This is a genomic window from Pseudomonas sp. Marseille-Q5115 (assembly GCF_916618905.1).
Lineage (GTDB): Bacteria > Pseudomonadota > Gammaproteobacteria > Pseudomonadales > Pseudomonadaceae > Aquipseudomonas > Aquipseudomonas japonica_A.
This window is the reverse complement of sequence record NZ_CAKAKI010000001.1, coordinates 1,525,203-1,537,770: the sequence shown is the minus strand read 5'-3', so window position 1 is coordinate 1,537,770 and position 12,568 is coordinate 1,525,203. Positions and strand designations below refer to the sequence as shown.

Below are 12,568 nucleotides of genomic sequence, written 5' to 3'. Positions count from 1 at the left end.
ACCCTTAGCGCAGCGCCGTACCCAAAGAAGGGTAATCCCCACAATTGCGGAGATTCACCCATGAACATAAGAACACTGACCGGCCTGGTATTGGCCGGTGTGCTGGGCGCCACTTCAGTGGGCGCGCTGGCGGCAGAATCCACTAACACGACGGCGCCCAGCAGCGGCAACACCACCAACCCTTCTACCACTGGCGGCGGCAATGGCAGCGATGCCGGCGGCATGGGCCAGAGTACCCCGGGCACCCCTGGTACCGGCACCGGCGGCATGAGTAACGGCACTGGCGGCGGCGCAGACGGTGGTGGCGCGGGCGACGGTGGCGGATCCAGTGGCGGCGGCAGCGGCGCCGGTGGTTCGGGTGGTGGCTCGGGCGGCGGTGGCTCGGGCGGCTGATCCTCACCTGCTATGACAGCCCGGCCGTTAGCCTTGCGCAACGGCCGGTTTTTTATGCCTGATTCATGGCGGTGGTACAGCGCCGTCCCAGCCACCGCCCAGAGCCACAACCAGGTTGACGCTGGCCAGCAGCCGGCTTTGCAGCAGGTTCAGCGCGCTGCGCTCGTTGCTCAGCGCCGTCGCCTGTACGGTGACCACGTCCAGGTAACCGATCAGCCCGGCCTTGTACTGGTTGGTGGTCAACCGCAGCGAATCCCGCGCCGCGGCCAATGCCTCGTCCCGTAGCACCGCTTCGTTCTCGTAAACCTTCAGTTGGCTCAGGTAATCCTCCACTTCACGCATGCCATCGAGCACCGTTTGCCGGTACTGGGCTACGGTCTGGTCGTAGGCGGCTTGGGTGCGGTCCACTTCGGCGGAGCGCTGCCCTCCATCGAACAACGTCAGGGCCAGCTCAGGCCCCACTGACCAATAGCGGTTAGGCAGGCTTAGCCAATTCGAAGATGTACTCGAGCTGTAGCCCCCGCTCATGCTGAGGGTGAAATCGGGGTAATACGCTGCCTTGGCCACGCCGATCTGAGCATTGGCCGCGATCACTGTGCGCTCGGCGGAGGCGATGTCCGGCCGCCGCTCCAGCCACTGGGACGGCACGCCCACGGGAATATCGGGCAGCGCTGGAACCGTAGCTACTTCGCCAAGGCTGAAATCGGCGGGTGGCTGCCCCATCAGCACTGCGATGGCGTTCTCCAGTTGCGCGCGCTGCCATTGCAGATCTACCAGCTCAGCCTGGGTACTCTTGAGTTGGGTACGCGCCTGGGCGATGGCATCACTGCCCGCTACCCCGGCGCGGTATTGGTTCTCGGTAAGCTGGAGGGAGCGCTGATAGGTGTCGACGGTGGCTTGCAGCAGGCGCTTCTGCTCGTCCAGCACGCGGACCTGCAGGTAGTCCTGGACCAGCTCCGACTGCAGGCTCAGGCGCATGGCCGCAAGGTCGGCAAAGCTGGCGCCGGCATTGGCGGTGTCGGCTTCCAGGCCACGGCGCAGTTTGCCCCACAGGTCCGCCTCCCAGCTCACCCCTAGCTGCGCGTTATAGGTATCACGGATACCGCTGCTGGCATTGCTCAGGCTCGAACCGCTGCTGCCACTGCCCTGCGCCGCCCGGGTTTTGCCCACATTCAGGCCCACGCTGGGATAGAACGCGCCCCGTGCGCTGCGCACCAGTGCCTGGGCTTGCCGATACTGGGCCTCGTACTGGGCCACCGTCTGGTTATTGCGATCGAGGGTGGCCACCAACGCATCGAGTTGCGGGTCCTGATAGATACCCCACCATGCGCCGCGTGCCTGATCGTCAGCCGGCGCGGCCTGGCGCCAGCCTTCGGCCTGCTTGAATTGGGCCGGCGTTTGCAGGCTGGGCCGCTGATAGTCCGGGCCCACGGCGCAGCCAGCCAACCAGCCAGCACAGCAGGCAATGGCCAGCAAGCGCAAAGGTAAGGCTCGTGGTTGAACGGTGGGAAGTGCGGTCATAGCGGTCTTTCCAGGGCAGCGTCGGTGGTCACGCCGCGCCAGCGGTTATACCGATGGCGCAAACGGTCGAGGGCGAGATAAACCACCGGAGTGGTGTAGAGAGTAAGCACTTGGCTCAGCAGCAGCCCGCCAATGATTGCCAGGCCCAGCGGCCGGCGCATTTCGGCGCCGTCCCCGCTGCCCAGCAACAACGGCAAGGCCCCGAGAACTGCCGCCAGTGTGGTCATGAGGATCGGGCGCAACCGCAGCAGGCAGGCCTGGCGGATCGACTCCAGCGGCGCCAGCGCCTGCTCGCGCTCCAGCTGCAACGCCAGGTCGATCATCAGGATGGCGTTCTTTTTCACCACACCGATGAGCAGGAACAGGCCCAGCAACGAGATCAGGCTGAATTCGCCACCCGTGAGGTAGATCGCCAGCAGCGCGCCTACCCCCGCGGACGGTAACGTCGAGAGAATGGTCAGCGGGTGGATATAGCTTTCGTACAAAATACCCAGGATCAAATACACCCCTACCAGCGCGCCAAGGATCATCCATGGCTGGCTTTTTTGAGAGTCCATGAACGCATTGGCGTTGCCGCCCGCTTTCACGATCAACTCATCGGGGATGCCCAGCCCGGCCAGGCCGCGCTCGATGGCGGCGGTGGCGCGGTCCAGCGGTATACCTTCGGCAAGGTCGAACGAAATGGCCTCGGACGCGAACTGCCCATCGTGGCTCACGCTGTCATCCGCCAGGCTGTTCTCGTAGCGCGCAATCGAAGCCAGCGGCACCCGCTTGCCGCTGCTGGTGATCACCTGAACCTGATCGAGGGTGATCGGGTCCTGCGCGTAACGCGGGTCGATCTCCATCACCACCTGGTACTGGTTGAGGCTGTCGTAAATCGTGGAGATCTGCCGCTGGCTGTAGGCATTGTTCAGCACGGTCATCACCGTGTTCATGTCCACCCCCAGGCGCTTGGCCTGGTCGCGATCGACCACCAGCGTCACTTGCGCGGTACCGGCACCATCCCGGGCGTCGATGGCGGTGAGCTCGGGCAGAGAGCGGAACAGCGTCACCACCTTGGGGAACCATTCACGCAAAACGGCCAGGTCGCCGCTCTGGATGATGTATTGGTATTGGGAGCTGGCGTTGTCCCTGGCGCCACCGAATTGAAGGTCCTGGTCGGCGAACAGCATCAACCGCCCGCCAGGGATCTTCGGCACCGTATGCCGCAGACGCTCGATCACTTGCTGGGACGACACCCTGCGCTCGGCCAACGGTTTGAGACGCACCAGGATGGTGGCGTTGTTGGTGCCGTTGTTGCCGCCCAGGGTGGCGGCCACACTGAGCACGGCAGGGTCGGCCAGGATAGCGTCGCGGAACTGGTGCATCTTGGGTTGCATTACCGTAAAGGACAGCCCGTCGTCACCCCGGATGAAGCCCATCAGCTGGCCGGTGTCCTGCTGCGGCATGAACGTCTTGGGCACCACTACGTACAACGCCACGTTCAACACAATGGTCGCCAGCAACGACAGCAGTGTGAGCACGGGATGGCGCAATACCCAGCCCAGCGTTCGGCCATAGCCGGCCATCAAGCGCTCGTTGGCAGCCTCGCTCCAGCGCTCCAGCCGGCTTTTCGGGCCTGGTGCTCGCGGCTTCAGCCAGCGGGCGCAAAGCATGGGCGTGAGGGTGAGGGACACCACCAGCGACACCACCACTGCCGCGGCGAGGGTAATGGAAAATTCGCGGAACAGGTTCTCGATGATCCCGCCCATGAACAGGATGGACAGGAACACCGCTACCAGCGAGAGGTTCATCGCGAGCAGGGTAAAGCCCACTTCCTTGGCGCCCTGGTAGGCCGCCCGCAGCGGTGCCACGCCTTCGTCGATATGCCGGGAGATGTTTTCCAACACCACGATGGCATCGTCCACCACCAACCCTGTAGCCAGGATAAGCGCCATCAGGGACAGGTTGTTGAGCGAGAAGCCGTAGAGGTACATCACTGCGAAGGTGCCGATCAGCGACACCGGCACGGCCAGGGTGGGAATAAGCGCTGCCCGGCCATTGGCCAGGAACAGGAACACCACCAGCACTACCAGCACTACCGCGATCAGCAGCGTGCGCTCGGCTTCGTGCAGGGTAGCCTTGATCACCGTGGTACGGTCCATGGCCACGTCCAGCTGCACATTTGCGGGCAGCAGCGAGCGTAACGCCGGCAGGTGCGACTTGATCGCCTCCACCGTCTCGATGATATTCGCGCCCGCCTGGCGGTTGATCACCAGCAGCACCGCATCCTGGCGATTGTAGAAGCCGCTGTTGTAGCGATCTTCCACGCTGTCGCTCACCCGGGCCACGTCACCCAGGCGCAGGATGGCGCCATCCTGCTGGCGGATCACCAAGGGGCGATAGTCCTTGGCCTGCTCCAGCTGATCGTTGGCCTGCACCTGCCAGGCGCGGTCCGCGTCTTCCACAAAGCCTTTGGGCTGGCGCACGTTGGCGTTGTCGATGGCCGCGCGCACGTCGTCCAGGGCAATGCCGTACTGGTTCAACCGCGCCGGCTCGAGTTCGATCCGCACCGCCGGCAGCGAGCTGCCGCCGATCTGCACCTCCCCTACCCCGCTCACCTGGGCGAGCGTCGGCGACAGAATGGTGGATGCCAGGTCGTACAGGCGTCCTTTTTCCAATGCCGGGGACGTGAGCGCCAGCACCATCACCGGCGCCTGGGAGGGGTTGATCTTTTTGTAGGTGGGCATGCTTTTCATGCCGCTGGGCAGCAAATTGCGCGAGGCGTTGATCGCCGCCTGCACGTCCCGGGCAGCGCCGTTGATGTCGCGGCCTTGCTCGAACTGCAGGATCACCCGGGTGGACCCTTGGCTCGAGCGGCTGTTCATGCTGGTCACTCCGGAGATCGCCCCGAAGGCTCGCTCCAGCGGGGTGGCCACCGAAGACGCCATCACCTCAGGGCTGGCACCGGAGAGGTTGGCGCTGACCACGATCACCGGGAAATCCATCTGAGGCAGTGGCGCTACCGCCAGCTGACCGAAGCTCACCCCGCCTAACAGAATGATCGCCAGGCTGAGCAGCAAGGTCGCCACAGGGCGACGAATGAACGGGCCGGAGAGGTTCACGCACGCACCTCGGTGCTGCCGCGGCGGGTGAAGCGTCGACTGGTGCGGTCAAACCACAGGTAGATTACCGGGGTGGTAAACAGGGTAAGCAATTGGCTCACCAACAGCCCGCCTACCATGACCAGGCCCAACGGCTGGCGCAGTTCGGCGCCGGAACCGGTCGCGAACATCAGCGGAACCGCGCCAAACAACGCGGCCAGTGTCGTCATCAGGATGGGCCGGAAGCGCAGCAAGGCTGCCTCGAAGATCGCATCTTGCGGTGCCAGGCCCCGCCCGCGCTCCGCCTCCAAGGCGAAGTCGATCATCATGATGGCGTTCTTTTTCACAATGCCGATCAGCAGGATGATGCCGATGATCGCAATCATCCCCAGGTCCTTGCCGCTCAACAGCAATGCCAGCAGCGCGCCCACCGCCGCAGAGGGCAAGGTGGACAGGATGGTGATCGGGTGGATGTAGCTCTCGTACAGCACGCCCAGCACGATGTACATGGTGATCACCGCTGCCAGTACCAGCAGCAAGGTGCTGGAGAGCGAAGCCTGGAACGCCGCGGCCGCGCCCTGGAACTGGGTTTGCACGCCCAGCGGCATGCCGATGTCGCGCTGCACCTGCTCGATTACCTGCACCGCCTCGCCCAGGGATACGCCGTCGCCGAGGTTGAATGACAGCGTGACCGCCGGGAACTGGCCCAAATGAGAGATCGCCAGCTGAGCCTGCCGTTGCTCGATCCGCGCCAGGCTGGACAGCCGCACCTGGGTGCCGCTGGTATCGGTGCTGGTTTCAGTGGTGCTGTTTGTCGACGAGCCGGTGCCGCTGGCCATCTGCGTGTCGCTACTGGTGCTGGCGCTGGTGCTCGAGGACGCTTTCACATACAGCTGTTCGAGCGCTTGCGGCCCGATTCGCCCGCCATCGGCCGACTGCAGCACCACCCGGTACTGGTTGGCCTGAGTGTAGATAGTGGATATCTGCCGCTGGCCGAAAGCGTCGTACAGGGCATTGGTGATGTCCGACACCTTCACGCCCAGGCGCATGGCGGCGTCGCGGTCGATGTCCAGGTACACCTGCAGGCCCTTGTCCTGAAGGTCACTGGCCACATCCTTGAGCTCCGGCCGTTCGCGCAGGGCATCCACCAGCGTGCCGGTCCACTGGGCCAGCAGTTCGGCGTCCGGCGAGGCCAGGCTGAACTGGTACTGGGTGCGGCTGACCCGGTCTTCGATGGTGAGGTCCTGCACCGGCTGCATGAACAGCCGCACCCCCACCAGCCGGTTCACTTCCGGCTGAAGCCGGGCGATCACCTGTTCCGCGCTGAGGTCACGCTCGGCGTGCGGCTTGAGGTTGATCAGCAGGCGGCCACTGTTGAGCGTGGCATTGTCGCCGTCCACGCCGATATAGGACGACAGGCTCTGCACTGCCGGGTCGCGCAGGATGATCTCGGCCAGCGCCTGCTGGCGCTCGCTCATGGCCTGGAAGGATATCGCCTGGGGTGCCTCGGAAACCGCCTGGATGAACCCCGTGTCTTGCACAGGGAAGAAACCCTTGGGCACGATCAGGTACAGCACCACGGTGAGTGCCAAAGTGGCCACGGCGACCAGCAGGGTAATCGGCTGGTGCCGAAGTACCCAGGCAAGCCCGGTGGAATAGCGGGCCACCAGCCAATCCAGCCACGCACCACTGGCGCGGTAGAAGCGCGACTGCTCACCCTCCGGCGGTTCGCGTTTGAGCATGCGGGCGCACATCATCGGCGTGAGGGTGAGCGACACCACCAGCGAAATCAGAATGGCCACGGCCAGGGTGATAGCGAACTCGCGGAACAGCCGGCCAACCACATCCCCCATGAACAACAGGGGAATCAATACGGCAATCAACGAGAACGTGAGGGAAATGAGCGTAAAACCGATTTGTCGGGCGCCCTTGATGGCCGCCTGCAGGGGCGTTTCCCCCTCCTCTATATGCCGGGCGATGTTCTCCAGCATCACGATGGCGTCATCCACCACAAACCCCGTTGCGATGGTAAGCGCCATAAGCGTGAGGTTGTTGACCGAGAAGCCTGCCAGGTACATCACGCCAAAGGTGCCGATCAGCGACAGCGGTACGGTGATCGAGGGAATGAGCGTAGCGCTGAGACGGCGCAGGAACAGGAAGGTGACCATCACTACCAGTGCCACGGCGAACAACAGCTCGGTTTGCACATCGTGCACCGAGGCGCGAATGGTCTGGGTGCGGTCGCTGAGCACGGTCACGTCCAGGCCGGCCGGCATGCTCGCCGTCAGGGTAGGCAACACGGCTTTTATACGGTCTACCACGTCGATCACGTTGGCGCCGGGCTGGCGCTGGATGTTCAGCAACACCGCCTGGTTGCGGTTCGCCCAGGCCGCCAGGCGCTCGTTTTCCGCGCCGTCGGCGATTTCGGCCACGTCGCGCAAGCGCAAGGGCGCGCCGTTCTTGTAAGCCAGAATGAGGCTGGCGTATTCCTCGGGCGAGCGCAGCTGGTCGTTGGCGTCCAGCATGGACACCCGCGTGGGCCCATCGAAGTTGCCCTTGGGCTGGTTCACGTTGGACGCGCCGATCAGGGTGCGTACATCGGCCAGGCTGAGCCCGGCGGCGGCCAGCGCCTGCGGGTTGACCTTGATGCGCACCGCGTGGCGCTGGCCACCGGCAATGCTCACCATGCCCACGCCGCCGATCTGCGCGATTTTCTGCGCCATGCGGGTGTCCACTAGGTCGTTGACCTTGGGCAGCGGCAGGGTGCGTGAGCTGATGGCAATGGTAAGCACCGGCGTGTCGGCAGGGTTGACCTTGTTGTACACCGGTGGCGCTGGCAGGTCGTTGGGCAGCAGGTTGTTCGCCGCGTTGATCGCCGCCTGCACTTCCTGCTCGGCCACGTCCATGTCCAGCGCCAGGCTGAAGCGCAAGGTGATGACCGAGGCCCCACCCGAGCTGGTGGATGCCATCTGCTCCAGCCCCGGCATTTGCCCGAACTGGCGCTCCAGCGGAGCAGTTACCGCGCTGGTCATCACCTGAGGGCTGGCCCCGGGATAGAGGGTCATCACCCGGATGGTGGGGTAATCGACCTGCGGCAACGCGGACACGGGCATCAACCGCCAGCCAATAAGCCCGGCCAGCACGATCGCCAGCATGCTCAAGGTGGTAGCGACGGGCCTGAGAATGAACAGGCGAGAGAGGTTCATGCGCCAGCCTTGCTCGGACCAGCGGCTTCGCTCGGCGTGGTGCCTTGCAGGTGCTCCCCGGGGCTTGTCGGCAACGCGCGGTTGTCGTTCACCACTTCCACCTCACTGCCGTCGCGCAGCCGGTCGGTGCCTTCCAGCACAATGCGGTCACCCTTGGCCAGCCCGCTTTCGATCACCGTTGAATTGCCGTCGCTGGCGCCCACCTTCAGCTGGCGCACCCGCACCTTGTTCTCCCCTTCCAGCACGTACACGAAGGTACCATCGGTACCGAACTGGATTGCGGCGCTGGGTGCCAGCACTACCTGGTGCAGGGTGTTGACCAGCAACCGCACGTTCACGAACTGATTGGGAAAAAGCCGTTCGTCCTTGTTGTCGAAGCGGGCCTTGAACTTCAGGGTGCCGGTAGAGGTGTCGATCTGGTTGTCGGGGCTGGCCAGCACACCACTGGCCACCAGCTCACGGTCGGCCCGGTCCCAGGCCTCCACGCTCAGCTTCTGCCCGTTGCGGTACTGGGCAAGCACGGGGTCGATCTGGGTTTCGGGCAACGTGAAAGCGATGCTGATCGGCTGCATCTGGGTGACCACGGCCACGGCGGTGCTGTCGTTGGCGGCCAGCAGGTTACCGGCATCGAGCTGACGCAGCCCTACCCGGCCTGACAGCGGCGCGCGGATATCGGTGAATTGAAGGTTCAGCCGAGCATCTTCCACCGCTGCGGTGTTGGTTTTTACCGTGGCCTGGTACTGCGCCACCAGCGCTTCCTGGGTGTCCAGGGTTTGCCGGGCGATGCTGTCCTGAGCGAACAGGTCCCGATAACGCTTGAAGTCCACCTGGGCATTTTTAAGTTGGGCCTGGTTCTCTCCCAGCGTGCCCTCGGCCTGCTGCAGGGCGATGCGGTAGCTGCGGGGGTCGATCTGCGCCAACAGGTCGCCGGCTTTCACAGCCTGCCCTTCCTGGAAATTCACTTTGACCAGCTCACCGGCTACGCGGGTACGCACATTCACGGTATTGAGTGCGGTAACCGTGCCCAGCGCCTTGAGGTATACCGGGAACTCCCCCACGGTTACCGTGCCCACCCGAACGGGAGTTGGCCCGGCCGCATCTCCGCCAAAACCGGGGCGCATCGGGTTGCCACCTGGCCGGCGGGCATGGCCCTGGGCCTTGGCTTGCTCCTGCCCGGCCGGGGCCTGACGGTGATTCCAGTACCACAGGGCAGCGCCAGCCAACGCCAGCAGCAATAGCGCCAGCAAGGCGCGTTTGATCAGAGGGGAACGTGTTTGCTGCGAACGATCGACCATGGTGCGGCTCAGCTTTCCTTCAGGACGCTGAACGATAAGCACTTGGGCGTGTTTCGCAAAGCGCATTTACCGGTCTTTTACGTATTGGCAACAAGACGTTACCAAACCGTACAAGGTAATGGCAGGCGGTGGCGACGCGGCGAACAGGCCGCGCCGCCGGCGGGCTTACTTCAGAACAGCCAGCGCTGCCTCGTAGTTCGGCTCCTGGCCGATTTCCGGGACCAGTTCGCTGTGCAGGACTTTGTCCTGCTCGTCGAGCACCACCACGGCGCGCGCGGTAAGGCCCTTGAGCGGGCCTTCGGCAATGGCTACGCCGTAGGCTTCGATGAACTCACGGCCGCGCAGGGTGGACAGGTTGACCACATTGCTCAGGCCTTCGGCACCGCAGAAACGTGCCTGGGCGAACGGCAGGTCGGCGGAAATGCACAGTACCGCGGTGTTTTCCAGGGTGCTGGCCTGCTCGTTGAACTTGCGCACGGAAGTGGCGCAGGTGGGCGTGTCGACGCTTGGGAAGATGTTCAACACCTTGCGCTTGCCAGCGAAGTCGGCAAGGGATTTGTCGCTGAGGTCCCCGGCAACCAGGGTGAACGCCGGCGCCTGGCTGCCGGTTTGGGGAAGCTGGCCGTCGACGCGGACCGGGTTGCCCTTGAGGGTCACTTGAGCCATGGACTGTTTCCTTCTATAGGAGGTGGATGGGAAGCGGCGAGTTAACCATGAATAGCCGGGTACCACCATCGCCGGAATGTGGCCGGATCTGACAGCCCGGGCACACCTGCGCCGCTTCGGACAGAACCCCCGCCCATCAAGGCGGTCTATCAGCCCATTGCAACCAGCAATTAGACGCTTGCCCCTCCGGGTCGTAACCTGTTCGTGCAAGGGATGCTGTTTCGGTTGGCCTGGCGTACCCTGTAGGGGTGCAGGCCGTAGCCGATTCCCGAGGCCGTGGCCAGGCGGCACACTTTCCAAGCGAGGCGCAGATGGCGCAGCGGTACCTCACCGACAGTTTTGCCAGAAGGGTCGACTACCTGCGGATGTCGGTCACGGATCGCTGTGACTTCCGTTGCGTGTACTGCATGGCCGAAGACATGCAGTTCCTGCCGCGCCAGCGCATTCTCACCCTTGAAGAGCTCCACGAGATGGCCCGCGCCTTCGTGGCGCTGGGTACCCGCAAGATTCGCCTCACCGGTGGCGAGCCGCTGGTACGCGCGGGCATTGTGGAGCTGTGCGCGAAGATCGCCGCCCTCCCCGGCCTGCAGGAACTGTGCATGACCAGCAATGGATCACAGCTTGGCCGGCTCGCCCAGCCATTGCGTGACGCAGGCCTGAGCCGGCTGAACATCAGCCTGGACAGCCTCGATCCCGATCGCTTCCGCGAGCTCACCCGCACCGGCGACCTGGCGCAGGTGATCAACGGCATTGATGCGGCCAACGCAGCGGGCTTTACCCATACCAAGCTCAATTGCGTGGTAATGAAAGGCCGCAACGATCATGAGATCAACAACCTCGTGCAGTTCGCCATCGACCGTGGCCTGGATATCAGCTTCATCGAAGAAATGCCCTTGGGCACCATCACCGAGCACAGCCGTGCCGAGGCCTTCTTTTCCAGCGACGACGTGCGCGCCCGTATCGGCGAACGCTTTACCCTCATGCCCGCCACGGACACCACCCACGGCCCGTCGCGCTACTGGCGGGTGGCCGAGGCACCGAACAGCCGCATAGGCTTCATCTCGCCGCACAGTCATAACTTCTGCGCCACCTGCAACCGGGTACGGCTTACCGTCGAGGGGCGGCTGTTGCTGTGCCTGGGCAACGAACACGCCGTAGACCTCAAGGCCGTGCTGCGCGCCAACCCTGGCCAGCCCGAGCGCCTGGAACGGGCCATTGTGGACGCCATGGCGCTGAAGCCGCTGCGCCACGAGTTCAAGCTCAATGATGATGTGCAGGTAGTGCGCTTCATGAACATGACCGGCGGTTGAGCCCAGCGGGGCGGGCAAGCGCAACGGAATATCCTTTAAGCCCCGGCTGCATTAAAATGATGGCCCTCGACACCCCGCCGGGTGCCCGCTTTCCATGCCAGCGGCCTCAAGGCCATTCAGGAACCCACCGATGGAACATCGTGAAGCGCTGATCGCGCTGCGCACCTTTCTTTCTACCCAGATCCTCGGCCAGGACAAACTCATCGATCGCTTGTTGATCGTGCTGCTTGCCGACGGCCACATGCTGGTGGAAGGCGCGCCGGGGCTGGCCAAGACCAAAGCCATCAAGGAGTTGGCCGAAGGGGTGGAAGCCCAGTTCCATCGCATCCAGTTCACCCCCGACCTGTTGCCTGCCGACATCACTGGTACCGAGATCTACCGCCCGGAAACCGGCAGCTTCGTGTTCCAGCAAGGGCCGATTTTCCACAACCTGGTACTGGCCGACGAAATCAACCGGGCACCGGCCAAGGTGCAATCGGCGCTGCTTGAAGCCATGGCTGAACGCCAGGTGAGTGTTGGCCGCAGCACTTACGACCTTTCGCCGCTCTTTCTGGTGATGGCCACGCAGAACCCGATTGAGCAGGAGGGTACCTACCCCCTCCCCGAGGCGCAGCTGGACCGGTTCCTGATGCACGTGAAAATCGGCTTCCCCGACGCATCGGTGGAACGGCGGATTCTCCAGCAGGCCCGTGGCGAAGCCCTCAATGGCGAAACCAAACCTGAACGCCGGGTAAGCCAGCAGGCGATCTTTGCCGCGCGCAAGGAAATTCTCGGCCTGTACATGGCCGACGCAGTGGAGGAGTACCTGGTGCAGTTGGTGATGGCTACCCGTACCCCGGCAAAGTACGACGCCGAGCTCGCCGAATGGCTGACGTATGGCGCCAGCCCGCGGGGCTCCATTTCCCTGGACCGCTGCGCCCGGGCCCATGCCTGGCTGGCCGGGCGTGACTTCGTCAGCCCCGAAGACCTCCAGGCGGTAATCTTCGACGTGCTGCGTCATCGCATCATCCTTTCCTTCGAAGCGGAGGCCGCCGGGGTGGATCAGGATCGCGTTATCCAGCGAATTCTCGACGTGGTCGCGGTGGCCTGAGCCA

Annotated in this window: 8 protein-coding genes; 3 read left to right on the top strand and 5 right to left on the bottom strand. The window is 63.9% G+C overall.

The genetic code is table 11. The features are described 5' to 3' along the window. Window positions 1-60 precede the first annotated feature (60 nt). Window positions 61-393, top strand: coding sequence for a hypothetical protein (locus tag LG385_RS07325; RefSeq protein ID WP_225773644.1), 333 nt, complete (start codon window positions 61-63; stop codon window positions 391-393). A 63-nt stretch (window positions 394-456) separates the two neighbouring features. Here LG385_RS07325 and LG385_RS07320 read toward each other — a convergent pair whose 3' ends face one another. From LG385_RS07320 to tpx, 5 genes are all read right to left on the bottom strand, one after another. After that, window positions 457-1,914: an efflux transporter outer membrane subunit gene (locus LG385_RS07320; RefSeq protein ID WP_225773641.1), complete on the bottom strand. Its 1,458-nt coding sequence runs from the start codon at window positions 1,912-1,914 to the stop codon at window positions 457-459. Further along, window positions 1,911-5,018 carry an efflux RND transporter permease subunit gene (locus LG385_RS07315; protein ID WP_225773639.1) on the bottom strand — a complete coding sequence of 1,036 codons (3,108 nt, stop codon included), beginning with the start codon at window positions 5,016-5,018 and terminating at the stop codon, window positions 1,911-1,913. Before LG385_RS07315 ends, LG385_RS07320 begins: the two co-directional genes overlap by 4 nt. Continuing rightward, on the bottom strand, window positions 5,015-8,203 hold the full coding sequence (locus LG385_RS07310) for an efflux RND transporter permease subunit (RefSeq protein WP_225773637.1): 3,189 nt from the start codon (window positions 8,201-8,203) through the stop codon (window positions 5,015-5,017). The genes LG385_RS07315 and LG385_RS07310 overlap by 4 nt, the downstream gene beginning before the upstream one ends. Then, window positions 8,200-9,498: an MdtA/MuxA family multidrug efflux RND transporter periplasmic adaptor subunit gene (locus LG385_RS07305; RefSeq protein WP_225776191.1), complete on the bottom strand. Its 1,299-nt coding sequence runs from the start codon at window positions 9,496-9,498 to the stop codon at window positions 8,200-8,202. The genes LG385_RS07310 and LG385_RS07305 overlap by 4 nt, the downstream gene beginning before the upstream one ends. A 165-nt stretch (window positions 9,499-9,663) precedes the next feature. Next, window positions 9,664-10,164: a thiol peroxidase gene (gene tpx, locus LG385_RS07300; protein WP_225773635.1), complete on the bottom strand. Its 501-nt coding sequence runs from the start codon at window positions 10,162-10,164 to the stop codon at window positions 9,664-9,666. Between the two features lie 311 nt (window positions 10,165-10,475). Here tpx and moaA point away from each other — a divergent pair, with 311 nt between their 5' ends. Together moaA and LG385_RS07290 are read left to right on the top strand one after the other, a co-directional pair. Beyond that, window positions 10,476-11,474 carry a GTP 3',8-cyclase MoaA gene (moaA, locus tag LG385_RS07295; protein ID WP_225773633.1) on the top strand — a complete coding sequence of 333 codons (999 nt, stop codon included), beginning with the start codon at window positions 10,476-10,478 and terminating at the stop codon, window positions 11,472-11,474. Between the two features lie 130 nt (window positions 11,475-11,604). Continuing rightward, window positions 11,605-12,564 (top strand): AAA family ATPase, encoded by a 960-nt coding sequence (locus LG385_RS07290; protein ID WP_225773632.1) that lies wholly within the window; start codon window positions 11,605-11,607, stop codon window positions 12,562-12,564. Window positions 12,565-12,568 lie beyond the last annotated feature (4 nt).